The organism is Streptomyces sp. NBC_00846 (genome assembly GCF_045207325.1).
Classification (GTDB): domain Bacteria; phylum Actinomycetota; class Actinomycetes; order Streptomycetales; family Streptomycetaceae; genus Streptomyces.
In genome coordinates this window covers 7,224,797-7,248,555 of sequence record NZ_CP108846.1, presented here as the reverse complement: position 1 = coordinate 7,248,555, position 23,759 = coordinate 7,224,797, and the positions used below count along the sequence as shown (strand labels likewise).

The following is a 23,759-nucleotide window of genomic DNA, read 5'->3' as shown; positions in this document are numbered from 1 at the left end:
ATCCAGGTCGTATCGCGCTACGGGCTGCGGAGTGCTGCCCGGCTTGCGGTGACCTCTTCCACGGCTGAGTACGCGGCAGACCACCCCGGTAGGGCGGACTCCGCCTTCTGAGACTCCGCCGCCTGCGACCGTGGCTGTTCTCCGTCGCCGGACAGTGCATCACCACCGCCCGCAGTCGACATTTGAGGTTATCTGTCACCGACCTTGGGCCGATGTGATCACCAGCGCCTCAACGCCCTACCGAACCCCGGCTGACCAGCAGGAATAGCCGCCCCGACGAACCTGATCAATGGCCGGAACCATGGACTCCGGCACCATCCCGAGCGACAGTCGGGTACGTGGCATCCCCGCAGCCCCTCGCCAACAAGCCGAAACGGCCCGCTGATTGAACCAGCGGACCGTCACGAAGGATCGAGGCTATTAGAAGCTGTCTATCACGTCTTGTATCCACGCCAGGCTTCGGGGAACCGAGGAATAGGTGTCGCCCCGACCAGCACACTCCTTGTCGCCGCCGGAGAGGACGCCGACCTGGTAGCGCTTTCCGTCAACCAGCTTGAAGAGCGGACCGCCTGAATCCCCGTAACACACTGCACCATTACTGGCGAGGACACGTATTCCCTCGCCGCCGTACTTGTCGGTCCACGTGACGGAGGCGACGTACTGGGTGGCACGCTTGAGGTAGCGCGACGACCCGCAGCTGGCACACGTCGCCCCCCACCCGAAGGCGTAGGTCGTCGCTTGCCACTTGGGATTGGCGGTGGCCAGCGAAACCGGCTCGGCGTTGGCGGATCGATCCAGCTTCAGCATGGCGATGTCGTTGTTTGTGCGCACCTTCGAGAGCGAAATATTGATCACTCCGCCGCCGGAGGTTCGGTCGAGGCTCTTCACCCTGACCGTCATCGACGAGTCCGGATACCTGGACGAGCCGTTGTACAGACAGTGCTTGGCGGTCAGTACCCAGCGATCATGAACGATGGAAGCGGAGCACTCAAATCCGCCGTATACGTGCAGAGCAGCCATACCCCTTGAGGAATCCGCGAGTTCGCCGTTGACGATCCGAGCCTCGGGCCCCTCCTGACCAAGCTTCGTGACGTCACCATCCGTCGCGTCACCATCAGCGCCGATCGATGACACCGGCGCCGGCGGGACCTCACCATTGGCCGACGCCGGACTCACCCCGACGAGCGCCAGAAGACTGACCGCCACAACAGAAACCCGCACCCACTTGATGCGCATATTCCCCCCTCTATTTACATGGACATGACATTAACTCAACCGACCTGGTAGCGCATTCCGTCCAGCAGCTTGAATAGAGGGCCCCGGATTCGCCGAAGCAGGCAACCCCGTTGATCCCTTTCACGCCGATGGCCCGTCCGCCGTAAGCGTCCGCTCCGCCATTGGTCGCCACTTTCAGCTCAGCACGTTTGAGTAATGCGCTGGCGCCACCCCCAATGAGGCCTTCCCCATCCGAAGCACCCTGCGCCGCCACCGGCACGGAAAGAAGAGGCATCACCAGGACAGCTGAAGCAGTTAGGGACCATAACCCATAGATAGGGTAAAGGCAAGGGTGATATCAAGTAAAGGACTGGTGTAGCAGGAAAGATGAAAGGGCAAAGGCCGATATTTCAGACCCCCCTTTACTGCGCCTAGGCGCATCATACCCAGATCGCCACAGTCCGACATTATGCGAATAACAGCGTCAATTCTTCAACGAAGTGACGCAATGGATCCCCCGAGAAAAGGAAACAAAGGAATGAAAAAATCACTTTCTACCCTATTTGTCCTTTTGGGGCTATTCGTATGCACTGTCGTGCCGTCTTCGGCGGCGGAAGCTGCCCCCGTGGTGACCGGCGTGGTATTCAACAATCCCCGCGGCACAGCCAAGGAACAGAATGCCGTCAAGACTCACATCATTTCGGCCATCGACCAGACTCCGTCCGGCCGGCCGATCCGGGTGGCCTTGTACGTCTTGAACGACCAGGGCTATACGGACGCCCTCAAGCGAGCGTTCGCTCGCGGCGTTCAGGTACGCGTCGTTCTGGACAGCAACTCCGGAAACAAGCCGCCGGCGCAGGATCTGATAGAAACTCTCGGCACCAACATGACCAAAACCTCCTGGGTGAGGGTCTGTTCACCCGGATTGGCATGCGTTTCGAATGCCCCGGCAAGCGTCAATCCGATCCAGCACAACAAGTTCTTCACATTTTCCCGCATCGGTGACGCGGGGGTGGCGGAAGATGTAGTGATCCAAGCTTCCGCCAATCAGACCACGGTGAATATCAACCGCTACTGGAACAACGCCTACACTGTTGTGGGCAATACGGCGCTGTACACCGCGTATGCGAATTACTTCACCGACCTGGCAAACATGAAAAGGACGAACGATTATCACGTTCAAGGAGCCGCGAACGACGAGAAGTACTACTTCTTCCCACGTGCGTCGGGCGATCCCGTGCTCGACTTCCTCAATAACGTGACCTGTACTGGTAACAGCAGCGTGGGCTCCGCCTCGCACAAGACCGTGATCCGGGTCGCAGCTTCTCTGTTCGACCGCACGGCCATCGCTGACAAGCTGATCGCACTCGCCGATGCGGACTGCTGGGTGGAGGTCGTCTACGCCGATAGTCCACTTACCAACAGAATGAAGGGAGACGCACGCCTGAAGCTCTACCACCTCCAGAACAGTGACGGATACCAGGTACATTCAAAATACCTCGCCATCGAGGGAAATTACGCCGGTCATCCGGACACCAAGTGGGTTTTCACCGGTTCACACAACCTGGACAAGTCGTCGCTCCGGGACAACGACGAGGCGATCATCCGGGTGAGCTCGAACGCGACCCACGACGCCTATCGGGAGAACTTCCTCCTCATGCGGTCGTACAGCGTCCCCAGTTCGTGATGCCCCCGAGCGCATCGCACGGCAGATCACCGGCGCTTCGCATTCGGCGCTGATCTATGTGGCGCCCCAGGGGCAGCGCGTCCGTTCCTCGCGGCGGCGCCCGTATCCGCGGGCAGGGATGGCTGCGGACACGGGGGCAACGATCGGCAGGGCAGCGGACTCAGCCGATCGTCAGCGGAATCCGTCCCGTCGCCCACACCTGCCTTACGGGCCCGGCCCCAACCAACGCCTATAATCGGACTGTTTGCCCGCAGGTGTCAGCCTCGTCCAGATCCGTACGGAGTTCTGCATCCATGTCCACCCCCCACGATCCGTACGTCCGGGTGCGCGGCGCCCGGGAGCACAACCTCCAGGACGTCTCGGTCGACATCCCCCGCGACACCCTCACCGTGTTCACCGGGGTGTCGGGCTCCGGGAAGTCCTCCCTCGCGTTCGGCACGATCTACGCCGAGGCGCAGCGCCGCTACTTCGAGTCCGTCGCCCCTTACGCCCGCCGGCTGATCCACCAGGTCGGCGCGCCCGCGGTCGGTGAGGTCACCGGACTGCCGCCCGCCGTCTCGCTGGAACAGCGCCGCTCGGCGCCAGGTGCCCGTTCGTCCGTAGGGACGGTCACCACGCTGTCCAACTCCCTGCGCATGCTGTTCTCGCGCGCCGGGGACTATCCGGCCGGTGCCGAACGGCTGGACTCCGACGCCTTCTCGCCGAACACCGCCGCCGGGGCGTGCCCGGAGTGCCACGGTCTCGGCCGCATCCACCGCACCACCGAGGAACTGCTCGCCCCCGACCCCTCGCTGTCGATCCGGGACGGTGCGATCGCCGCCTGGCCGGGGGCCTGGCAGGGCAAGAACCTGCGCGACGTGCTGGACGCGCTGGGCTACGACATCGACCGTCCGTGGCGCGAGCTGGATGCCGGGGACCGGGAATGGATCCTGTTCACCGACGAGCAGCCGGTGGTGACGGTCCATCCGGTGCGTGACGCGGGGCGCATCCAACGCCCGTACCAGGGTACGTACATGAGCGCCCGCCGCTATGTGATGCACACCTTCGCGGACTCCAGGAGCCGCACCCTTCGGGCCAGGGCCGAGCGCTTCCTGACCAGTGCCCCCTGCCCGATCTGCGGCGGCAGCCGGCTGCGTCCGGAGGCGATGGCGGTCACCTTCGCCGGCCGTTCGATCGCCGAACTGGCCGGGCTGCCGCTCACCTCGCTCGCCGAGGTGCTGCGCACGGCGGGCGGCGGTGACACGGCGCGGGTGCTGACGACGGATCTGCTCGCCCGGATCGAGACGGTCACCGAGCTCGGTCTCGGCTATCTCAGCCTCGACCGGACCGCTCCGACGCTGTCCTCCGGCGAGCTGCAACGACTGCGGCTCGCCACCCAGTTGCGCTCCGGTCTGTTCGGTGTCGTCTATGTGCTGGACGAGCCGTCGGCCGGTCTGCACCCAGCAGACACCGAGTCGCTGCTGGGGGTGCTCGGCCGGCTGAAGGAGGCCGGGAACTCGGTCTTCGTCGTGGAGCATCAGATGGATGTGGTGCGCCGGGCGGACTGGCTGGTCGATGTGGGACCGCTGGCGGGCGAGCACGGGGGGCGGGTGCTGCACAGCGGGCCCCCGGCCGGGCTCGCCGAGGTGGCGGAGTCGGCCACCCGGCGCTTCCTCTTCGACGAAGGGCCCACTCCGGTGCGCGAGGTGCGTGCGCCGTCGGGGTGGCTGCGGCTGAACGGGGTCGACCGTCACAATGTGCGGGGCGTCGACGCCGAGTTCCCGCTCGGGGTGTTCACGGCCGTCACCGGGGTGTCGGGGTCGGGGAAGTCGACGCTGGTGGGTCAGGTGCTGGCCGGTGTCCTCGCCGACCGGCAGGCCTCGACCACCGCCGGTCTGCCCGCGGAGCGTCCCACGCCCGGGTGCGCGTCGGCGCAGGGGCTGGAGGCGGTGGACCGGCTCGTGCAGGTCGACCAGAAACCGATCGGCCGTACCCCGCGGTCCAATCTGGCCACGTACACCGGGCTCTTCGACGTCGTACGGAAGCTGTTCACCGAGACGGACACGGCACGTGAGCGCGGCTACAAGGCCGGACGGTTCTCCTTCAACGTGGCGGGCGGACGCTGCGAGACCTGCCAGGGCGAGGGCTTCGTCTCCGTGGAACTGCTCTTCCTGCCCAGCACGTACGCGCCCTGCCCGGACTGTCACGGCGCCCGGTACAACCCGCAGACCCTGGAGGTCACCCTGCGCGGTCTCGACATCGCACAGGTGCTGGATCTGACGGTGGAGTCGGCGGCCGGGTTCTTCGCCGGTACGCCCGCCGCCGAGCGCAGTCTGCGGACGCTGCTCGATGTCGGGCTCGGCTATCTGCGGCTCGGTCAGCCCGCCACGGAGCTTTCGGGCGGCGAGGCCCAGCGGATCAAGCTGGCCGCCGAGCTCCAGCGCACCCGTCGGGGCCACACCCTGTATCTGCTGGACGAGCCGACGACCGGGCTGCATCCCGCGGACGTCGAGGTGCTGATGCGGCAGTTGCACGGCCTCGTCGACGCCGGCAACACCGTGGTGGTCGTCGAGCACGACATGGCGGTGGTGGCGGGCGCCGACCGGGTGATCGACCTGGGGCCGGGCGGTGGCGACCGCGGCGGCCGGATCGTGGCGGCGGGACCGCCCGTGGACGTGGCCCAGGTTCCGGAGAGCCGTACGGCTCCGTACCTCCGGGCCGCACTCCGTCTCGACTGACCGCCCAAGCGTCGCCACCCCCCTATTTGCCAGGTGAGTTGCCAGCCCAGGCAAGCAAAGGGGAATGAAACAGTAAAGAACGTTGACAGTTATCTGGTCCAGACCAATTATGGGCATGCCTCACGACCGCTCCGTGCCGTGCGGCATGTGACCCCCGGCCGGGATTCGCAGGAACGGGCCGCGCCCCCACCGCCGAACCGTGCGATCCGCCCGCTGTCCCACCCCGCTGGGAGCACCCCGCCGCCAACGCTGAGCCCCTGGACGTGTGAGTCCGGTGGCGCGGTCGTCTCCACTCCGGTGCACGGCGGCTCGCACGCGCTCGCCGCGGCGGCCACCGCTTCACAGACCGGCGAGTGTGCGCAGACACTCACCCTGTCCCCCAACACCACGTACACGCTGAGTGGTTGGGTGCAGGGCAGTTACGGCTACCTCGGTGTACGGGGCGACGCCTCGGCGAGCACCTGGGGTTCGTCGAGCGGCTACGCGAAGCAGTCGGTGGCGTTCACCACCGGGCCGACCGGCGCGGTGACCGTCTATCTGCACGGCTGGTACGGGCAGGGCACGGTCTACGGAGACGACATCTCCGTGACGTCCTGACCCGGCGGAGCGGCTGACGACCTCACCCGCGACAGAGAGTGGATCAGCGAGCGGCGTCATGCGGCTTCGAATCCAAGGCGGAGGAGGGAAGCGACGCGAGGGGGGTCCCTCCCGCGCGAGCAGGTTCGAGCGTGGGGGAGTCGTTGACCGACGACAACGCCGGAGGCGGAGCCGCACGGCGTCGGGAGCCCGTTCTCTGTCGCGGGTGAGGTCGTGAGACTTCCCGGCCCCGGAGGCGGGCGGCCTCCGGGGCCGGGGACTCGGCCGTTCCCTCAGCGGTGCACCTTCCGGGTCGCCCGCAGCCACTCCTTGTTCATGGCCGAGATCGACGGCAGTGGAATGCCCTTCGGGCAGGCGGTGGCGCACTCCCCGGTGAGGGTGCAGCCGCCGAAGCCCTCGCTGTCCATCTGTCCGACCATGTCGAGGACCCGGGTCTCCCGCTCGGGAGCGCCCTGCGGCAGGACGTTGAGGTGGTTGATCTTCGCCGAGGTGAAGAGCATCGCGGAGCCGTTGGGGCAGGCCGCGACGCAGGCGCCGCAGCCGATGCACTCGGCGTGTTCGAAGGCGAAGTCGGCGTCCGGCTTGGGCACCGGGGTGGCGTGTGCCTCGGGGGCGGTGCCGGTGGGTGCGGAGATGTAGCCGCCCGCCTGGATGATCCGGTCGAAGGCCGAGCGGTCCACGACCAGGTCCTTGACGACCGGGAAGGCCGAGGCGCGCCAGGGCTCGATGTCGATGGTGTCGCCGTCCCGGAACGACCGCATGTGGAGCTGGCAGGTGGTGGTGCGTTCGGGGCCGTGGGCGTCGCCGTTGATGACGAGGCTGCAGGCGCCGCAGATGCCTTCGCGGCAGTCGTGGTCGAAGGCGACGGGGTCGTCGCCGGCAAGGATGAGTTCCTCGTTGAGGGTGTCGAGCATTTCCAGGAACGACATGTCCTGCGAGATGCCGTCCACTTCGTAGGTGGACATGGCGCCGGTGGCGTCGGCGTTCTTCTGGCGCCAGACGCGCAGGGTGAGCTTCATGCGTAGCTCCGCTGAGTGGGGTGGACGTACTCGAAGACAAGGTCTTCCTTGTGCAGGACGGGGGCCTCGCCGGTGCCGGAGAACTCCCAGGCGGCGGCGTAGGAGAACTCCTCGTCCCGGCGGGCGGCTTCGCCGTCCGGGGTCTGCGACTCCTCACGGAAGTGGCCTCCGCAGGACTCGGCGCGGTGCAGGGCGTCGAGGCACATCAGCTCGGCGAGCTCCAGGTAGTCGACGACGCGGTTGGCCTTCTCCAGCGACTGGTTGAACTCGTCACCGGTGCCGGGCACCTTGATGCGGCGCCAGAACTCCTCGCGGATCTGCGGGATCCGGCTGAGCGCCTTGCGCAGCCCCTCTTCGGTGCGGGCCATGCCGCAGTACTCCCACATGAGTTCACCGATCTCGCGGTGGAAGGAGTCGGGGGTGCGGTCGCCGTCGACGGAGAGCAGCAGGTTCAGCCGGTCCTCGGTGTCGGCGACGACCTCTTCGACGGCAGGGTGCGCGTCGTCGACCTCGTCGTGGTGCGGATTGCGGGCCAGGTAGTCGTTGATGGTCGACGGCAGGACGAAGTAGCCGTCGGCGAGGCCCTGCATCAGCGCGGAGGCGCCGAGCCGGTTGGCGCCGTGGTCGGAGAAGTTGGCCTCGCCGATGGCGAAGAGGCCGGGGATGGTGGTCTGAAGGTCGTAGTCGACCCAGAGCCCGCCCATCGTGTAGTGCACGGCCGGGTAGATCCGCATCGGGGTCTCGTACGGGTTCTCCGCGGTGATCCGCGCGTACATGTCGAAGAGGTTGCCGTACTTCTCCTCGACCTCGGCCCGGCCCATCCGCTGGACGGCCTCGGCGAAGTCGAGGTAGACGCCCTGGCCGCCGGGGCCGACGCCGCGCCCCTCGTCGCAGACGTTCTTCGCGGCGCGGGAGGCGATGTCGCGGGGCACGAGGTTGCCGAAAGCGGGGTAGATGCGCTCCAGGTAGTAGTCGCGCTCGTCCTCGGGGATCTCGTTCGCGGGTCGGTCGTCGCCCTTGGCCTTCGGTACCCAGATCCGGCCGTCGTTGCGCAGCGACTCGCTCATCAGCGTCAGCTTGGACTGGTGGTCGCCGGTGCGCGGGATGCAGGTGGGGTGGATCTGGGTGAAGCACGGGTTGGCGAAGTAGGCGCCGCGGCGGTGGGCGCGCCAGATGGCGGTGGCGTTGGAGTTCATGGCGTTCGTCGACAGGTAGAAGACGTTGCCGTAACCACCGCTGGCCAGGACGACCGCGTCGGCGAAGTAGGTGTCGATCTTCCCGGTGACGAGGTCGCGGGCGACGATGCCGCGGGCCTTGCCGTCGACGATGATCAGGTCGAGCATCTCGGTGCGGGCGTGCAGTTCGACGTTGCCGGCGGCGATCTGCCTCGACAGTGCCTGGTAGGCGCCGAGGAGGAGTTGCTGTCCCGTCTGGCCGCGGGCGTAGAACGTGCGGGAGACCTGGACGCCGCCGAAGGAGCGGTTGTCGAGGAGGCCGCCGTACTCACGGGCGAAGGGGACGCCCTGGGCGACGCACTGGTCGATGATCTCGACGGAGATCTGGGCGAGCCGGTGGACGTTGGACTCGCGGGCCCGGAAGTCGCCGCCCTTGACCGTGTCGTAGAAGAGCCGGTGGACCGAGTCGCCGTCGTTGCGGTAGTTCTTCGCGGCGTTGATGCCGCCCTGGGCTGCGACGGAGTGGGCGCGGCGGGGCGAGTCCTGGAAGCAGAACTGGACGACGTGGTAACCCTGTTCGGCCAGCGTCGCACCCGCCGAACCGCCGGCCAGGCCGGTGCCGACGACGATGACGGTGTGCTTGCGCCGGTTGGCCGGGTTGACCAGCTTGGCCTGGAAGCGACGGGTGTCCCAGCGTTCGGCGACGGAGCCTTCGGGGGCCTTGGTGTCGACGACGGGCGCGCCCGTCTCGTAGTGCGAGTAGTCGGTCATGTCAGCTCACGACTCCGGTCATGACGGCGACGGGTACGGAGATGAAGCCCACGGTCAGCACCAGGGCGAGGACGGTGGCGGTGGTCTTGAGGACCCGGTCACGGGTCGCGTTGCCCGCGCCGAGGGTCTGGGCGGCGCTCCAGAAGCCGTGCTGGACGTGGAGTCCGAGGGCGAGCATGGCGACGATGTAGATCGTGTTGCCGTACCAGGTGGAGAAGGTGTCGACGACGTTCTGGTACGGGTGCCCGGACTGGAATCCGCCCGAGTGCACGGTGCCCGTCGTCAGGTCGAGGATGTGCCAGACGATGAACAGGGCGAGGATGATCCCGCCCCAGCGCATGGTGCGGGTGGCATAACTGGCGCGCGGCTTCTTGTGCACGTACTTGGCGGGGCGCGCCCTGATGTCGCGCCTGCTCAGCTGGTACGCGGAGGTGGCGTGCAGCACCACGGCGGCGACGAGCACGACGCGGACGATCCACAGGGCCCACTCGTAGTGCAGGAAGGGCTCCCCCATGGTCCGCAGCCAGTGCGCGTAATGGTTGAACTCGCCGGCCCCGAAGAAGATCTTCAGGTTGCCGATCATATGGACAACCAAGTAGAGGAGCATGATCAGGCCGCTCACGGCCATGATCGTCTTCTTGCCGACGGACGAGTCCCAGAGCGTACGCGTCATGGACGGCCGTCGGTCCGTCCGTGTTGCCAATGCCATGGACACGACGCTAGGGCCGAAGGACCCCATCAGTCCAAGACATGGAACAGCTGATCTTCATAGGAGTTCCCTATCATGGCCGCTATGCTGTGTGTATGCAGTTCCAGCAGCTGACGTACTTCGTGGCCGTGGCCGAGAGCCGTCACTTCACCCGCGCCGCCGAGGACGTGCATGTCTCGCAGCCCTCGCTGTCCCAGCAGATCAGGGCGCTGGAGAACGAGCTGGGGGCGGAGCTGTTCAGCCGGGCCCGGGGCAACATCACCCTCACCGACGCGGGCGAGGCCCTGCTGCCGCTGGCCCGCCGCATCCTCGCGGACGCCGACACGGCACGCCACGAGGTGCAGGAGCTGGCCCAGCTGCGCCGGGGCCGGGTCCGGCTCGGCGCGACGCCCAGCCTCTGCACCGGCCTGCTCCCCGACGTGCTGCGCGCCTTCCACGACCGGCATCCGGGGATCCAGCTGCTGCTGGAGGAGGGCGGCTCGCTCGACCTCGTACGGGAGCTGGCGCGCGGGGCTCTCGATCTCGCCCTGGTCGTACTGCCGCTGCCCGCAGCGTCGCCCGCGCTCACCACGGTCGAACTGCTCCAGGAGGACCTGGTCGTGGTGTCGTCGGCGCGGGCGCCGCGGCCCGGCCGGGGCGGCCGCGTACGGATCGCCGACCTTCAGGACGAATCCCTCGTGATGTTCCGGCACGGCTACGACCTGCGCGAACTGACGGTGGCCGCCTGCCGTGCGGAGGGCTTCGAGCCGTCGTTCACGGTGGAGGGCGGCGAGATGGACGCGGTGCTCGGCTTCGTCCGGGCGGGGCTCGGGATCGCGGTGGTGCCCAGCATGGTCGCCACCCGGGCCGGCCACGACCTGCGGACCACGCCGCTGGCCCCTCCCGGCCTGCGGCGCACGATCGCGCTCGCGCATCGTACGGATGTGGCGCCGCCGCGCGCGGCCCGCGAGTTGCAGCGGATGCTGCTGGAGAACCGTCCGGAGCGGGTGTAGCGGGTGTAGCGGGTCGCGCGACCTGCGGCCGCGCTGCGCCCTCGATCGCCGGACGGGGTTGAATTGCCCCGGACCGGCCCTTCTTCCGCGGGTGCCGGACGGGCTCGATCGTCCGCCGATCGAGCCCGTCCGGTCCTCACACCGCGTCGGCCAGCAGCAGCGAGTGGATCCGGTCGGGGGCGCCGGGCCGGGCGTAGTACCACCCCTGGGCCGTGTCGCACCCCAGCTCCCGCAGCTGTTCCGCCTGGGCCGCGGTCTCCACGCCTTCCACCGTGACCGCGAGGTCCAGGCTGTGTGCCAGCGAGACGATGCCCTCGACGATCTTCAGATCGACCGAGTCCGCCGGATGCCGCTGCATGCCCTGCGTGAAGGAGCGGTCCAGTTTGAGCACGCTCACCGGAAGCCTGCGCAGGTTCGCCAGGTTCGAGTACCCGGTGCCGAAGTCGTCGAGCGCTATGTCGACGCCCATGTCCGCCAGTTGCCGCAGCGGCTTGAGCAGATCGTCGTCCGCGCCGATGAGGGCGGACTCCGTGACCTCCAGACACAGCGCCCCGGGTTCGAGCCCCGACCGCTCCAGTACGTCTACCGTCTCGGCGACCAGCCGCGGATGATGCAACTGGGTGGGCGAGAGGTTGACATTGATCCGCAGCGGGCCGCCATCGCTGTGCCGCTCCTGCCAGAAGTTGGCCTGGCGCACGGACTCCTCCAGCACCCAGCGGCCGAGCGGCACGATCAGCCCGGTGTGCTCGGCGAGCGGGATGAACCGGTCGGGACCGAGCACCCCGTGCTGCGGGTGGCACCAGCGCACCAGCGCCTCCGCGCCGTGCACCGTACCGTCGCCGAGGTGCACGAGGGGCTGGTACTCGATGAAGAACTCGCCGCGGTCCAGGGCGGTCGGCAGCGCGGTGGTCAGGCCGTGCCGGGTGATGGCGCGGGCGTCCGCCTCGGCGTCGGCGAGCTCGAAGCGGTTGCCGCCCGCCGACTTGGCCCGGTACATGGTGATGTCGGCGCTGCGCAGCACCTCGGCGGCGCTCCGTTCACCTGCCGGTCCTTCGACGATCCCGATGGATCCGCGTACGGTCAGCTCACGGCCGTCCAGCCGGATCGGGGTGCCGAGCACGCCGAGGATGCGGCCGGCCAGCTCGTCGACCTCCTTCTGGGTGTCGGGGCCGGTGGTCAGGGCCACGAACTCGTCGCCGCCGAGCCGCGCCACCATCTCGCCGGGCGCGGTCGCACAGCTCTGCAGCCTGTCGGCCACCTCGACCAGCAGCCGGTCCCCCGACGCGTGGCCGAGGCTGTCGTTGATCGCCTTGAAGCCGTCGAGGTCGAGGTAGCAGAGGCCGAAGCGGCTGCCGTCGTCGGCGGCGAGCGCCTTCTCCAGCCGTTCGAAGAACAGCGTCCGGTTGGGCAGGCCGGTGAGCGCGTCATGGGTGGCCTCGTACCGCAGCCGCAGGTTGAGCAGCCGGCGCTCCGTGGTGTCCTCCATCAGGGCCAGCTGATACTCGGGCCGGCCCTCGGAGTCGCGCAGCAGGGACACCGTCAGATTGGTCCACAGCACCGTGCCGTCGTTGCGGTAGTACGGCTTCTCGACCCGGTAGTGCTCGCGCTCGCCGCGTACCAGCTCGCTGTAGTACTTCCAGACCTGCGGCGAGTCCTCGGGGTGCACCCACTCGTTGACCTTGTGGCTGCGCACATGGTGTTCGAGTCCGCCGAACATCCGGGTGAGGGTGTCGTTGATCTCCAGCACATTGCCGTCCAGATCGGCGATCCCGATACCGATGGCCGCTTCCTTGAAGACGGCGCGGAAGCGTGCCTCGGTGGCGTGCAGGGCCTGCTCGGCGTCCGAACGGGCGGTGAGCGCGGAGCGGGCGATGGCCTCCTGCTCTGCGAGGGTCCGCTCGCGCAGGGCCTGGGTGAACCCGCCCGCGAGGGCGTGCTGTATCCGGGCGCAGCGGGCCCTGCCGTCCTCGGTCGACAGCGCCGTCGCACCGTTACCGCCGCAATAGAGCACGAGGTACGAGTCGATGACGCCGAGCGTGCTGCTGAGCGCGTCCGGGTCCGTGCAGTGCGCGGCGACGAGAGCGGCGCCGACCTCGCTCGCGGGCGCCGCGTCGAAGGGCCGTGCGTGCAGGATGTCGCTGAGCCCGCGGGCCAGCGGCAGCAGATGCCGTTCGAACTCCGTGCGCGTCATGGAGGTGGCCGTCGAGGGGAAGATGGCCCGGCTCCAGATCGTGGCGAATCTCCGGAGCCGGTCCTCGGGGCCGTCGGGCTCCGTGTCGGGCGCTCCGGACGACTGGGCGGGGATGCTCACGCCTTGCGTCCCACTCCTGCGAAGCCCGAGAAGGCGAATGGGTCCTCGTGCTCCGGTGCCAGGGGGGTGTCGGGGCGCCAGTTCGGCATCGACACGAGTCCGGGCTCGACCATCGCGTACCCCTCGAAGAACCGGGTGACCTCGTCGCGCGTCCGCATGACCAGGGGGCTGCGGATGTTCCGGTAGACATCGACCGTACCGCCCGCCTCCTCCGGGGCGAGCGGAATCCCCTCGTACGAGGCGTGGGTGATGACGATGAGGCTGCCGGGGGCAAGGGCTTCGCGCAGTTCGGCGACGGCGGTCTGCGGGTCGTCGGAGTCCTCGATGAAGTGGAGTACGGCGACGAGCAGCAGAGCCACCGGGCGGTCCAGGTCGAGCAGTCCGGTGATCTCCGGGCTCTTCACGATGCCTTGCGGGTTACGGAGATCCGCGGCGGCGATCACCGCCCGCTCGTTTCCTTCGAGTACGACCCGGCTGTGCGCGACCGCGACGGGGTCGTGATCGACATACGCGACGCGGGCCTCCGGGTCGGCCGCCTGGGCGACTTCGTGCACATTGCCGAAAGTCGGTATTCCGGAGCCGATGTCCAGGAACTGGTTGATGCCCTCGCTCACCGCGTAACGCACGGCCCTGCACATAAAGGCCCGATTCGCCTGCATGATCTTGGGGAGCCCCGGCATGAACTCCATGGCCTTGCGAGCCGCTTCCCGGTCCACCTCGAAATTGTGCGATCCGCCCAGATAGAAGTCGTACATGCGAGACACGCTCGGCACCGTGATGTCAATGCCTTGCGGTGCCCAGGCGGGACGCTCCATCGATGTCTCCAACAAGTCGCCACGGCGATCCGGCCATGTTCATGGTCAGTGTTGACCAGAGGCTACTGATCGTCCGCCAAGAGGGCGAGCGGAAACGGAAATTAGCCGTCCGTTATTGGTCACACACCACTGGCATGTGCAACGGTCCCGTCGCTACGGGTGACATCCGGCGACGGAACGGCCCCGAGAGGTGCTCCGGCGTTCTCCGGCGGCACCAATCGGTTCGGCTCCGGGGGCGCCACGTATCATGTGCCCCCAAGAGCACGAACGTTGGACCTGTCGGCAGGCATTGGTCCGGTTCTTGAGTTTCCTCGGTCCGATCAAAGGTGACAAAGCCCTGGTGGCGGCGCCTTTGACGGCATTCCTTGCCAATGGGGCGACGGCGGTGCGTAAATCCCCCGCCACTGCGGTCAGTTGTGACCGATGAATTCTCCGGGCCGCAAACACCCGACACCCCAGGTCCCCACCATCAGGGGAATCCGGGCCGTCCCGGGCGTGCCCCGCGACGGACCGGAACATGCTCCCGTCGTGTACGGATCACTCATAGGGCGGCTCACGGCAGCCGTCGTACTTCTCTGGCTGCTGACCGCCCCGGCGCCCGCCGTGGCGGACAACTGCGCGTATGCCTCCATCGGTGAGAGCGGCGGGAATTCGGCGGTCGCCGTGGCGGGCCACGGCCACTGTCACGCGGGCCCGGCGCCCGAACCGACCCGACGGCCCGCGCCACCACCCCGGCCCCCCGCACCACCACCTCCACCGCCTCCGCCACCTCCACCTCCCCCGCCTCCCCCGCCTCCGCCGCCCGCACCCCCCGAACCGGAACCGAAGCCCGTACCACCGCCCCCTTCACCCACACCCCCGCCCTCACCGTCCGCACGCCCCACGCCTCCCGCGCCCCGGCCCGTGGCGTTCCCCACCTACCGCAAGCCGCCGCGCAAGGTCCCACGGCGCGGCACCTCCCTGGTCACCCTCACCCTGCTGATCACGGCGCCCGCGGTGTTCGCCGTCGCCGTGCTGCGTCCCCGCTCCCGATGACCTCCGGAGGTACCCATGTCGGAATGGCTTGTTCTCACCCTCGCTATGGTCGCGGCCAGCGCCGTCGTCCTGACCATCGCCGTACTCAACAACCGCAGGATCGGAGAGGATGACGACCCGTCCGAGACCCCTGACGTCATCGAGTACATGACGATGATGATCGGCGTGGTCTACGCGATCGTGCTGGGGCTCGCCATCGCGGGCGTCTGGGAGGGCCGCAGCGCCGCTCAGGAGTACGTACGCCAGGAGGCCCAGGCACTGCACGAGGTGAGCGTTCGCTCCGCCGTCTACCCGGCCGAGGTGCGTACGCGCATCCGCGCCGACGTCGACGCCTACGTGCGTTACGTGGTCCACGACCAGTGGCGGTCGATGACCGAGCACGGCTCCCTCGACGACGAGGGAGCCCGGCTTCTCGGCCGGGTGCGCGCCGATGTCACCGACTACCGGCCGAAGAACGACCATGAGGGGCAGGCATATCAGCCACTGGTCCAGGAGGTCGCCGCGGTCGACGACGCCCGCAGCGGACGCGGGCAGAGCGCCGGTGCGACCATGCCGGGCGTGGTCTGGTTCGGCCTGATCACCGGGGCGCTGGTGACCGTGGGACTGATCTTCACGCTGCAGATCCGCAGAACCTTCCGCGAACTGCTGCTGGCCGGTCTCTTCAGCGTTCTGATCGCCTTTCTGCTCTTCCTGATCTGGGACTTCGACTCCCCCTTCGGCCGGGGCATCTCGGCCACCGCCGCTCCGTTTCTCGATCTGTTCCCCGGCGCGGTGGGCGGATAGCGGTCCCGCCGGAGTGCGCCACTCGGGGGAATCCGGTGCCCCGGGCGGCGCACCCCGATCGCCGGTGAAATACGCGACTTCTAGCGTTTGGGTGGTCGAGGTGCATTTCTGACGCTTTGTGGAAAACCATTCCGCAACTGCTCCTCGGGGAACCGGAGGAATCACCCATGCGTGCAATAGGCGTCGCACCCGTCGCCCTGCTCGGCGTCGCCGTTCTCGCCCTGACCTCTCCGGCCGCGACCCCGTGGGCCGAGACGTCGGGAGGCGCGTCGTCCGCGACCGGATACACCGTCACTCCGTCGGTGATCATGCCGGGGAGCCAGGTCGCCCTGGCCGCCCGGGGGTGCTCCACAACCGCCACAACCGCCACGGCCGGCTCCGGAGTGGTCGACACGGTCACCAGTCAAACCCGCCATCGCAAGGCAGGAGGGAATCTCCCGGCTTCAGTCGGGGAGAGAGCTTCAAGAGGTGACGTTCATCTGCGCGAGGAGAGCCGCCCCTACTGAGAGCAGGGCAGTGCGGCCCGTTACGCCCGCCGCCCCGGGTCCTGTTCGCAGCACTCGGGGCGACGGGCGTATCGAGCCGGTGCCACCCGTTCGCCCTTCCTTGATCGCCGACCGGACCTCCGGCGCCCAGCGCCGTGACCGGCAATGTCTGCCCGGAAGCGCGCTGGGCGGCGCGACGGGGCAAAACCTGCCGGGAGCGGCACTGGCGTTCCATGAATCGCGACGAAGGGAGAACCATGGGCCGGGACAGCTGGCGCGCCGAACGGACCAGGCACTCACCGTGGGGCGCCGTCGCCCTGGTGCTGCTCACCGGTCTGGCCGTGGCGTGCAACGGCGCGGACTTCTCACTGGGCCTTCCCCGGCCGGTCGCCGCCGCCTCGGCCGGCGGGCAGGTGGGAGCCCCCGGAGCAGGTGTCGCGGGCGTCGCTGCCCGGCCGCACCCGGCGGTGCAACTGCCTCCGGGCGGTGACCGCACGTCCACCGCCGCCGGGGCACAGTGATCCGGTGGCCGCCGGGAGCGGCCCGGGGCAGGGGGGCCGCGGGGAGCGGATAGCCTCACTGCCGTGACAGACCAGCAGCCCCACCAGTTCGAACGTGGCACAGACGGACCGAAAGTGATCGTCTCCGGCCTCGACGGGTCCGATTCCTCCATGCGTGCCGCAGCGTACGCGGCGGGGCTCGCCCGTCGGCAGGGAGCGATGCTCGCCCTCGTCTACGTCCAGCCCGTGCTTCCCGCGGGCGCCGCGCTCGGGGCGCCCGTCGCCGATACGACCGGCGAGGTCGCGGAGGGCCTCGTGAACGAGATCCGCGAGGCGACGGAGCGGATCAAGGACATATGGGATGTGCGCTGGGAGTTCCACACCTTCCGCGGTGACCCGTACAACGGGCTCGTGACGGCTGCGGACAAGCTGAAGGCCGATGCGGTCGTGGTGGGCGCGTCGGAGTCGGCCGGGCACCGGTTCATCGGTTCGGTGGCGATCCGGCTGGTGAAGGCGGGCCGTTGGCCCGTCACGGTAGTCCCGTAACCGTCGCGGAATCCTCACCTCCGCCGGACGGCACGCCGTCTTCCGCACCGGCTCCGCCTGGGTCATCATGAGCGCCCGTCAGAGACAGCCGTCAGTGGAGAGGTGACTCATGGCCAGGCTCCGAGTGGGCGAGGGTGTGCTGCGCCGCAAGCCGATCGAGCAGATCGACGAGAAAGGGCCGGCGGGGGACGTCACCACTCAGCTCACCAGAACGCTCGGCCTGTGGCAGCTCACGGCGATCGGTGTGGGCGGGATCATCGGCGCGGGCATCTTCACCCTCGCCGGCACCGTGGCGAACGGCACCGCCGGACCCGCGGTGCTCATCTCCTTCCTGATCGCGGGTGTGGCGAGCGCGGCGGCCGCGTTCAGCTACGCGGAGTTCGCGGGCCTGATCCCGAAGGCCGGCTCCGCCTACACCTACGGATACGCGGTGCTCGGCGAGTTGGTCGGCTGGTTCATCGGCTGGGACCTGCTGCTGGAGTACACGGCGATCGTCGCCGTCGTCGCGATCGGCATCTCCGGCTACTTCAGCTTCCTGCTCGGGGAGATGGGACTGGACGTACCGAAGTGGATGCTGGGCGCGCCCGGCACCGGGGACGGCCATCGGGTGGACCTGTTCGCCGCGCTGCTCTGTCTGCTCGTGGCGTACCTGCTGACTCTCGGCATCAAGAACGCGGCCCGCTTCGAAACGATCGTGGTCGTCCTGAAGGTCCTGGTCGTCCTGCTGGTCATCGGCGTCGGCGTGTTCCACATCAACACCGCCAATTACCACCCCTTCTTCCCGTTCGGGGTGAGCGGCGCCTTCACCGGTGCGGCCACGGTGTTCTTCGCGGTGTTCGGGTACGACGCCATGTCGACGGCCGCCGAGGAGTCCAAGGACGCGCAGCGGCACATGCCCAAGGCGATCCTGTATTCGCTGGGGATCTCCATGGTGCTGTATGTGGCGGCGTGTCTGGTGCTGACGGGGATGCAGAGCTACAAGGAGATCGACCCCGAATCCGGCTTCTCCACGGCATTCAAGTCGGTGGGGCTGAGCAGGCTCGCCGATCTGATCGCGGTGGGCGCGATCATCGGCATTCTCACCGTGATGTTCACCTTCATGCTCGGTGTGACCCGGGTGTGGTTCTCGATGAGCCGCGACGGGCTGCTGCCCAAGTGGTTCGCCAAGACCCACCCGACCCGGCACGTGCCGACCCGGGTGACCTGGATCGTCGGCGCGGCCTCGGCCGTGATCGCCGGATTCCTGCCGATCGGTGAGGCCGCCGAGCTGACGAACATCGGCATTCTGCTGGCGTTCGTGGTGGTGTGCATCGCGGTGATCGTGCTGCGTTACAAGCAACCCGATCTGCCGCGTACGTTCCGCACGCCCGGCATGCCGTTCGTGCCGGCTCTCGGGGTGGTGTTCTCGATCTGGCTGATCACCTTTCTGCAGTGGCAGACGTGGGTGCGGTTCGTGGTGTGGTTCCTGGTCGGCCTGGTGGTCTACTTCGGCTACTCGTACCGGAAGTCGGAGATGGCGAAGACACCGGCACCGGGCACGGAAGCCGGAACGGGCTGACCCGACGCCCGTACGGACACGCACCGCTCGACGCCCGTACGGACACCGACACCGCGCCGCCCGTCGCCCCCGCCGTACGGGCACCCGCCCCGGCAACCGCCCGACCGTTCACCGCACCATTCGCCGCACTGTGCGACCGCTCGTCGCACGGAGCCGCCCATCGCCTGTTCCCCGGCGCCCCGATGCGTTCGTATACGGCAGTCGGCAGCGAAGCGGCAGGGGCCTCGGCGGAGAAGGGCGTTCACGATGACCACCACGACGACCGATGAGCGGACCCTCGCGGATCTCCAGCGGGAGCACGGCCCCGCCCTGTTCCACTTCCTGCTCGGGCTGACCTTCGGCGACCGGCAGCGGGCCGAGGACCTGCTCCAGGAGACGCTGGTGCGGGCCTGGCAGCATCCGGAGGCCTTCGACGCTCCGTACGAGTCGATGCGGCCCTGGCTCTTCACCGTCGCTCGACGTCTGGCCATCGACGCGCGCCGGTCCAGACAGGCCCGGCCGGCCGAGGTCAGCGATGTCGTGCTGGAGACCGCCGCGAGTGCGCAGGACACCGCGGAGGCCGCGGTCTCGGCCCTCGACGTACGCGAGGCGATGCGCGCCCTCAGCCCGGAACACCGTGCCGTACTCGTCCAGATATATTTCCGCGGGCTGAGCGTGGGCGAGACGGCGCGGGCACTCGATATTCCGGCGGGCACCGTCAAGTCCCGTTCCTACTACGCGCTGCGCCAGCTCTCCCGCAGCCTGCCGGGCTACTCCAGCAGGTCCTCCTCGCTCAGCAGGGAGAGGGCCGCGACGGCCTCCGCGACCTCCACGTAGTCGGCCGCGCAAGGGTCGCAGGACAGCAGATGGCGGCAGACCGCGCGGGTCTCGCAGGCCGTGAGCGCGTCGAGCACATAGGCGCCGAGCAACTGCCGCACGTGCGGGCCCTCCCCGGGTTCGGCGGTCATCGCATCCTCGTGTCGTGGACTGATCCGGTCGGGACGGATCCTGTCCTTCTGGCCACGCGGGGCGCGCTCCCCCGGTTCAATGCTCCGTGAAGCCCGGTGCCGAAAAGGGAAAGAGGCGAGTCGGGATGCACCCGGAACGTCAGGATGGAACGAGTGGGGGCGGGCTGCTGGTCCCGATGGTCTGGATGTACGCCGAGTACATCGCCGACGAGCTGCTGCGGACCGGCGATCTGATGGAGCCGTCCACGCTGGAGTACCGCGCGGGCCGCGACGCGCTCGCGCTCACCATCTTCCTCTCCGACGACGGGGCGGACGCCGCGCTGCACGCTGCCCGGCTGGACGAACTGCGGCTGTTGACGGCGTACGGGGCGGCCTGGGCGGGCTGGGTCCGTGACCGCCTCCACGCACCGGACGCGGTGCCGGAGCCCGTGCCCGGCGCCGCGGATCCCGATCTGGCGCTGGCCCGTGCCGCCTGGCGGTGGCTGGAGGAGACCGAACTGCTCGCGGCCGATCTCGACGCCCTCGGCCCGCCGCCCCCGGAGCCGGCGGGCGACGGGGCGGACGCGGAGGAGGCGGCCCAGGTGTGGACGCCGGCCTGGCAGCTGGGGCTGCCGCTGGGGCATCTGGCGGTCCACCTCCGCTGATCCACGCCGCGACCGCCGGTCAGGAACCGTGCACCCCCGCACGGTACTTGGGCAGCCGTACCGTGATCTTCATCCCGGCGCCGATGCCGGTCTCGATGACGAGCCCGTAGTCGTCCCCGTACACCTGGCGCAGCCGTTCGTCGACGTTCAGCAGGCCGATTCCGGTGGATTTGCCGCCCTCGCCGCGCAGGATGTGCCGCAGTCGTTCCGGGTCCATTCCGGTGCCGTCGTCCTCGATGACGACCTCGGCCTCGGAGCCGGCGTCGAGTGCGCTGATGGTGATGCGGCTGCTGGTGACGGCTCCTTCGAGGCCGTGTTTGACGGCGTTCTCGACGAGCGGCTGGAGGCAGAGGAACGGCAGGGCGACGGGCAGCACTTCAGGGGCGACCTGGAGGGTGACGGCGAGCCGTTCGCCGAAGCGGGCACGTACCAGTGCCAGGTACTGGTCGATGGAGTGGAGTTCATCTGCGAGGGTGGTGAAGTCGCCGTGGCTGCGGAACGAGTAGCGGGTGAAATCGGCGAATTCCAGGAGGAGTTCGCGGGCCTGCTCGGGGTCGGTGCGGACGAACGAGGCGATGGCGGCGAGTGAGTTGAAGATGAAGTGCGGGGAGATCTGGGCCCGCAGCGCCCTGATCTCGGCCTCGATGAGCTGGGTGCGGGAGCGGTCGAGTTCGGCGAGTTCCAGCTGTACGCAGACCCAGCGGGCCACTTCTCCGGCCGCGCGCGCGAGCACCGCGGATTCGCGTGGGGCGTAGGCGATGAGGGTGCCGAGGACCCGGTGGTCGACGGTGAGCGGCACGGCCACGGCCCAGCGCAGCGGGCAGTCGAGGTCGTCGCAGTCGCTGGCGAAGGCGGTGTCGCGGCCGCTGGCGAGGAGGCCCCGCACCTGGTCCATGACGTGCCGGCCGTGGTGTTCGCCCGCGCCGTCCCAGACGAGCACCCGGTCGCGGTCGGTGAGGCAGAGGGCGTCGGTGCCGAGCAGGGAGCGGAGTCCGCGGGCGGATTTGCGGGCGCTCTCCTCGGTGAGTCCGGCGCGCAGCGGGGGCGCGGCGAGCGAGGCGGTGTGCAGGGTCTCGAAGGTGGCGTGCTCGACGGGGGTTCCGACGTCGCTGGTGCGGACGGGGCGGGCGGTGCGGCGGCCGAGCAGGAAGCCCGCGCCGAGCAGCAGGAGGACGAGCAGGACGACTGCGGCGTATCCGGTCCCGGTCATCGGTGTCTCCCCGAGGTCATGAGGGTCCGGCAGTGGGCAGCGCGGGTGAAGGAGCGGGGTTGGGGTGCGTGCCTCGCAAGGCGGATTGAATCAGATGGGGTCTCCCCTGCTCGAGCGCAGCCGAGAGCTCGGGGAAGGAGCGTTGGTGATCGACGACAACGCCGCGCGGTGCGTGCCCCAGCCCCGCGACACCGCGAAGCCCGTTGCCGGGCCCTCACAGCGCTTCCGGCAGGTGGAAGCGGGTCATGGCGGCGTTGGTGCCGGGGGGTATCCGGCCGGGCGTGGCGAGGGACACCAGGACCATGGCGAGGAAGCCGACCGGCACCGACCAGACGGCGGGCCAGGCGAGCAGGGCGTGCGGCCAGCCGGGCGGGCGTACGGCTCCGCTGACGGTGATGGCGACGGAAAGGAACGCGGAGCCGCCGCCGAGCAGCAGTCCGGCGATCGCGCCGGGCGGGGTGAGCCGCCGCCACCAGATGCCGAGGACCAGCAGTGGGCAGAAGGAGGACGCGGAGACGGCGAACGCCATCCCCACCGAGTCGGCCACCGGGACCCGGCTGACCAGCAGCGAACCGGCCAGCGGTACGCACATGGCGAGGACGGTGGCGAGCCGGAAGTGCCGTACCCCGCGCGACGGGAGGACGTCCTGGGTGATGACGCCCGCGACGGCCATCGTGAGGCCGGAGGCGGTCGACAGGAACGCGGCGAAGGCGCCGCCCGCGATGAGTGCGCCGAGCAGGTCCCCGCCGAGCCCGTCGATGACCCGGCCGGGCAGCAGCAGTACGGCGGCGTCCGCGTCCCCGCCGTGGATCAGCTCCGGGGCGTACAGCCTGCCCAGTGCGCCGTAGACCGGCGGCAGCAGGTAGAACACGCCGATGAGGGCGAGGACGGCGACCGTCGTGCGGCGGGCGTCGCGGCCGTTGGGGCTGGTGTAGAAGCGGACGACGACATGGGGCAGGCCCATGGTGCCGAGGAATGTCGCGACGATGAGTCCGTAGGTGGCGTACAGCGGATGGTCGGCGCGGAAGACGGAGAGCTGTTCGTCGAAGTGGACGCGGGGCCGCCCGTCGCCCTGCCAGGCGAGCACCAGGAAGATCGCGGGGACGAGGAGTGCGGTCAGTTTCAGCCAGTACTGGAAGACCTGTACGAAGGTGATGGACCGCATGCCGCCCGCGGCGACGGCGATGACGACGACGGACGCCACGAGCACGTCGCCGAGCCAGCCGGGTGCCCCGGTCAGGATCTTGAGCGTCAGTCCCGCGCCCTGAAGCTGCGGTACGAGGTAGAGCCAGCCCGCCGCGACGACGAAGACGCTCACCAGCCTGCGCACCTGCCGTGATTCCAGCCGTCCCTCGGCGAAGTCGGGCAGGGTGTACGCCCCCGAGCGGCGCAGTGGTGCGGCGACGAAGACCAGCAGCACCAGATAGCCCGCGGTGTAGCCGACCGGGTACCAGAGCATGTCCGGGCCGTGCACGAGGACCAGACCCGCGATGCCGAGGAACGAGGCCGCGGAGAGGTATTCGCCGCTGATCGCCGCGGCGTTGAGGCGCGGCCGTACGGTGCGCGAGGCGACGTAGAAGTCGGAGGTGGTACGGGAGATGCGCAGCCCGAAGCCGCCGACGAGGACGGTCGCGACCACGACGGTACCGACGGCCGCGACCGCGTACGCGCGGCTCACGGTGCGGGGCGGCCTTCGACGAGCCGGGCGAAGTCGCGTTCGTTGCGCTCGGCTCTTCGCACATACCACCAGGCGGTCAGGGTCAGGGGCGGATAGGCGGCGAACCCGAGGACCGCCCAGACGAGCGCGGCGCTGTGCAGGGCCTCGAAGACCAGCGGCAGTGTGCCGACGACCACCGCGAGGACGATGAAGACGGAGAGTCCGGCGCGCAACTGGCCGCGCATCAGCGAACGGACGTACGCGCCGCCCAGTGCGGTCTGCTCGTCGATCTCCGACTGGGTGCGGTATCGCGGCAGCGGGCGCACCCGCCGGGGCTCCCCCGTCACCACTTCGCGCCGGGGTGTTGGCTCTGCGGACATGGGCCC

Annotated in this window: 21 protein-coding genes and 1 pseudogene; 12 read left to right on the top strand and 10 right to left on the bottom strand. The window is 68.8% G+C overall.

Features of this window, described 5'->3' with window-relative positions; all coding sequences use genetic code 11:
- Positions 1-420: 420 nt before the first annotated feature.
- Positions 421-1,236, bottom strand: coding sequence for a S1 family peptidase (locus tag OG936_RS33105; protein WP_406499599.1), 816 nt, complete (start codon positions 1,234-1,236; stop codon positions 421-423).
- 517 nt (positions 1,237-1,753) lie between these two features.
- Here OG936_RS33105 and OG936_RS33100 point away from each other — a divergent pair.
- The 3 genes and pseudogenes from OG936_RS33100 to OG936_RS33090 all read left to right on the top strand — a co-directional run.
- Positions 1,754-2,902 (top strand): phospholipase D-like domain-containing protein, encoded by a 1,149-nt coding sequence (locus tag OG936_RS33100; RefSeq protein ID WP_406499598.1) that lies wholly within the window; start codon positions 1,754-1,756, stop codon positions 2,900-2,902.
- A gap of 293 nt (positions 2,903-3,195) precedes the next feature.
- The gene (locus OG936_RS33095) at positions 3,196-5,619 is read left to right on the top strand and encodes an ABC transporter (protein WP_406499597.1); all 2,424 of its coding nucleotides are present in this window, start codon (positions 3,196-3,198) and stop codon (positions 5,617-5,619) included.
- A 249-nt stretch (positions 5,620-5,868) separates the two neighbouring features.
- A pseudogene (locus OG936_RS33090) lies at positions 5,869-6,216 on the top strand (carbohydrate binding domain-containing protein); the annotation flags it as partial.
- A 272-nt stretch (positions 6,217-6,488) separates the two neighbouring features.
- Here the strand turns inward: OG936_RS33090 and OG936_RS33085 are convergent.
- Genes OG936_RS33085 through OG936_RS33075 form a run of 3 tightly spaced genes read right to left on the bottom strand, consistent with a single transcriptional unit; the run spans position 6,489 to position 9,890 of the window.
- On the bottom strand, positions 6,489-7,235 hold the full coding sequence (locus OG936_RS33085) for a succinate dehydrogenase/fumarate reductase iron-sulfur subunit (protein WP_406499596.1): 747 nt from the start codon (positions 7,233-7,235) through the stop codon (positions 6,489-6,491).
- The gene (locus tag OG936_RS33080; RefSeq protein ID WP_406499595.1) at positions 7,232-9,181 is read right to left on the bottom strand and encodes a fumarate reductase/succinate dehydrogenase flavoprotein subunit; all 1,950 of its coding nucleotides are present in this window, start codon (positions 9,179-9,181) and stop codon (positions 7,232-7,234) included. The genes OG936_RS33085 and OG936_RS33080 overlap by 4 nt, the downstream gene beginning before the upstream one ends.
- A 1-nt stretch (position 9,182) precedes the next feature.
- Complete coding sequence (locus OG936_RS33075; protein WP_406499594.1) at positions 9,183-9,890, bottom strand: succinate dehydrogenase; 708 nt, start codon at positions 9,888-9,890, stop codon at positions 9,183-9,185.
- A 95-nt stretch (positions 9,891-9,985) separates the two neighbouring features.
- Here OG936_RS33075 and OG936_RS33070 point away from each other — a divergent pair, with 95 nt between their 5' ends.
- The gene (locus OG936_RS33070; protein WP_383754806.1) at positions 9,986-10,882 is read left to right on the top strand and encodes a LysR family transcriptional regulator; all 897 of its coding nucleotides are present in this window, start codon (positions 9,986-9,988) and stop codon (positions 10,880-10,882) included.
- A 136-nt stretch (positions 10,883-11,018) separates the two neighbouring features.
- Here the strand turns inward: OG936_RS33070 and OG936_RS33065 are convergent, their stop codons facing one another.
- Both OG936_RS33065 and OG936_RS33060 read right to left on the bottom strand, forming a co-directional pair.
- Positions 11,019-13,193: a putative bifunctional diguanylate cyclase/phosphodiesterase gene (locus tag OG936_RS33065; RefSeq protein ID WP_406499593.1), complete on the bottom strand. Its 2,175-nt coding sequence runs from the start codon at positions 13,191-13,193 to the stop codon at positions 11,019-11,021.
- Positions 13,190-14,008, bottom strand: coding sequence for an SAM-dependent methyltransferase (locus tag OG936_RS33060; protein WP_406499592.1), 819 nt, complete (start codon positions 14,006-14,008; stop codon positions 13,190-13,192). Before OG936_RS33060 ends, OG936_RS33065 begins: the two co-directional genes overlap by 4 nt.
- A 903-nt stretch (positions 14,009-14,911) precedes the next feature.
- On the opposite strand from OG936_RS33060, the gene OG936_RS33055 reads away from it, so the two are divergent.
- The 7 genes from OG936_RS33055 (at position 14,912) to OG936_RS33025 (ending at position 19,731) form a co-directional block, all read left to right on the top strand.
- Positions 14,912-15,043 (top strand): hypothetical protein, encoded by a 132-nt coding sequence (locus tag OG936_RS33055; protein ID WP_266750787.1) that lies wholly within the window; start codon positions 14,912-14,914, stop codon positions 15,041-15,043.
- 15 nt (positions 15,044-15,058) lie between these two features.
- Positions 15,059-15,826, top strand: coding sequence for a hypothetical protein (locus OG936_RS33050; protein WP_406499591.1), 768 nt, complete (start codon positions 15,059-15,061; stop codon positions 15,824-15,826).
- Between the two features lie 167 nt (positions 15,827-15,993).
- On the top strand, positions 15,994-16,332 hold the full coding sequence (locus OG936_RS33045; protein WP_406499590.1) for a hypothetical protein: 339 nt from the start codon (positions 15,994-15,996) through the stop codon (positions 16,330-16,332).
- A 236-nt stretch (positions 16,333-16,568) separates the two neighbouring features.
- Positions 16,569-16,832, top strand: a complete 264-nt coding sequence (locus OG936_RS33040) for a hypothetical protein (RefSeq protein WP_406499589.1) — start codon at positions 16,569-16,571, stop codon at positions 16,830-16,832.
- Between the two features lie 63 nt (positions 16,833-16,895).
- Positions 16,896-17,357 (top strand): universal stress protein, encoded by a 462-nt coding sequence (locus tag OG936_RS33035; RefSeq protein ID WP_406499588.1) that lies wholly within the window; start codon positions 16,896-16,898, stop codon positions 17,355-17,357.
- A gap of 109 nt (positions 17,358-17,466) precedes the next feature.
- Entirely contained in the window at positions 17,467-18,915 is a 1,449-nt protein-coding gene (locus OG936_RS33030) for an amino acid permease (RefSeq protein ID WP_383754793.1), read from the top strand.
- Between the two features lie 246 nt (positions 18,916-19,161).
- Positions 19,162-19,731 carry a sigma-70 family RNA polymerase sigma factor gene (locus OG936_RS33025; protein WP_406499587.1) on the top strand — a complete coding sequence of 190 codons (570 nt, stop codon included), beginning with the start codon at positions 19,162-19,164 and terminating at the stop codon, positions 19,729-19,731.
- Here the strand turns inward: OG936_RS33025 and OG936_RS33020 are convergent.
- Positions 19,665-19,862 carry a zf-HC2 domain-containing protein gene (locus tag OG936_RS33020; protein WP_383754788.1) on the bottom strand — a complete coding sequence of 66 codons (198 nt, stop codon included), beginning with the start codon at positions 19,860-19,862 and terminating at the stop codon, positions 19,665-19,667. The genes OG936_RS33025 and OG936_RS33020 overlap by 67 nt on opposite strands.
- 125 nt (positions 19,863-19,987) lie before the next feature.
- Between OG936_RS33020 and OG936_RS33015 the strand changes: the two genes are divergently transcribed.
- Entirely contained in the window at positions 19,988-20,506 is a 519-nt protein-coding gene (locus OG936_RS33015; RefSeq protein WP_406499586.1) for a hypothetical protein, read from the top strand.
- 19 nt (positions 20,507-20,525) lie between these two features.
- Here the strand turns inward: OG936_RS33015 and OG936_RS33010 are convergent, their stop codons facing one another.
- The 3 genes from OG936_RS33010 to OG936_RS33000 all read right to left on the bottom strand — a co-directional run bounded on the left by OG936_RS33010 (position 20,526) and on the right by OG936_RS33000 (position 23,753).
- Positions 20,526-21,716 (bottom strand): sensor histidine kinase, encoded by a 1,191-nt coding sequence (locus tag OG936_RS33010; protein ID WP_406499585.1) that lies wholly within the window; start codon positions 21,714-21,716, stop codon positions 20,526-20,528.
- A gap of 214 nt (positions 21,717-21,930) precedes the next feature.
- Entirely contained in the window at positions 21,931-23,394 is a 1,464-nt protein-coding gene (locus tag OG936_RS33005) for a cation acetate symporter (RefSeq protein ID WP_383754782.1), read from the bottom strand.
- Positions 23,391-23,753 (bottom strand): hypothetical protein, encoded by a 363-nt coding sequence (locus tag OG936_RS33000; protein ID WP_383754779.1) that lies wholly within the window; start codon positions 23,751-23,753, stop codon positions 23,391-23,393. Before OG936_RS33000 ends, OG936_RS33005 begins: the two co-directional genes overlap by 4 nt.
- Between the last annotated feature and the right edge of the window lie 6 nt (positions 23,754-23,759).

Bases quoted from the DNA above. Each gene is read 5' to 3' on its own strand.
- OG936_RS33020 (WP_383754788.1), bottom strand. From the start codon at position 19,862: ATGACCGCCGAACCCGGGGAGGGCCCGCACGTGCGGCAGTTGCTCGGC.
- OG936_RS33040 (WP_406499589.1), top strand. From the start codon at position 16,569: ATGGGCCGGGACAGCTGGCGCGCCGAACGGACCAGGCACTCACCGTGG.
- OG936_RS33060 (WP_406499592.1), bottom strand. From the start codon at position 14,008: ATGGAGCGTCCCGCCTGGGCACCGCAAGGCATTGACATCACGGTGCCG.
- OG936_RS33000 (WP_383754779.1), bottom strand. From the start codon at position 23,753: ATGTCCGCAGAGCCAACACCCCGGCGCGAAGTGGTGACGGGGGAGCCC.
- OG936_RS33085 (WP_406499596.1), bottom strand. From the start codon at position 7,235: ATGAAGCTCACCCTGCGCGTCTGGCGCCAGAAGAACGCCGACGCCACC.
- OG936_RS33095 (WP_406499597.1), top strand. From the start codon at position 3,196: ATGTCCACCCCCCACGATCCGTACGTCCGGGTGCGCGGCGCCCGGGAG.
- OG936_RS33025 (WP_406499587.1), top strand. From the start codon at position 19,162: ATGACCACCACGACGACCGATGAGCGGACCCTCGCGGATCTCCAGCGG.
- OG936_RS33010 (WP_406499585.1), bottom strand. From the start codon at position 21,716: ATGACCGGGACCGGATACGCCGCAGTCGTCCTGCTCGTCCTCCTGCTG.
- OG936_RS33015 (WP_406499586.1), top strand. From the start codon at position 19,988: ATGCACCCGGAACGTCAGGATGGAACGAGTGGGGGCGGGCTGCTGGTC.
- OG936_RS33080 (WP_406499595.1), bottom strand. From the start codon at position 9,181: ATGACCGACTACTCGCACTACGAGACGGGCGCGCCCGTCGTCGACACC.
- OG936_RS33100 (WP_406499598.1), top strand. From the start codon at position 1,754: ATGAAAAAATCACTTTCTACCCTATTTGTCCTTTTGGGGCTATTCGTA.
- OG936_RS33070 (WP_383754806.1), top strand. From the start codon at position 9,986: ATGCAGTTCCAGCAGCTGACGTACTTCGTGGCCGTGGCCGAGAGCCGT.
- OG936_RS33030 (WP_383754793.1), top strand. From the start codon at position 17,467: ATGGCCAGGCTCCGAGTGGGCGAGGGTGTGCTGCGCCGCAAGCCGATC.
- OG936_RS33050 (WP_406499591.1), top strand. From the start codon at position 15,059: ATGTCGGAATGGCTTGTTCTCACCCTCGCTATGGTCGCGGCCAGCGCC.
- OG936_RS33075 (WP_406499594.1), bottom strand. From the start codon at position 9,890: ATGGCATTGGCAACACGGACGGACCGACGGCCGTCCATGACGCGTACG.
- OG936_RS33045 (WP_406499590.1), top strand. From the start codon at position 15,994: ATGCGTGCAATAGGCGTCGCACCCGTCGCCCTGCTCGGCGTCGCCGTT.
- OG936_RS33105 (WP_406499599.1), bottom strand. From the start codon at position 1,236: ATGCGCATCAAGTGGGTGCGGGTTTCTGTTGTGGCGGTCAGTCTTCTG.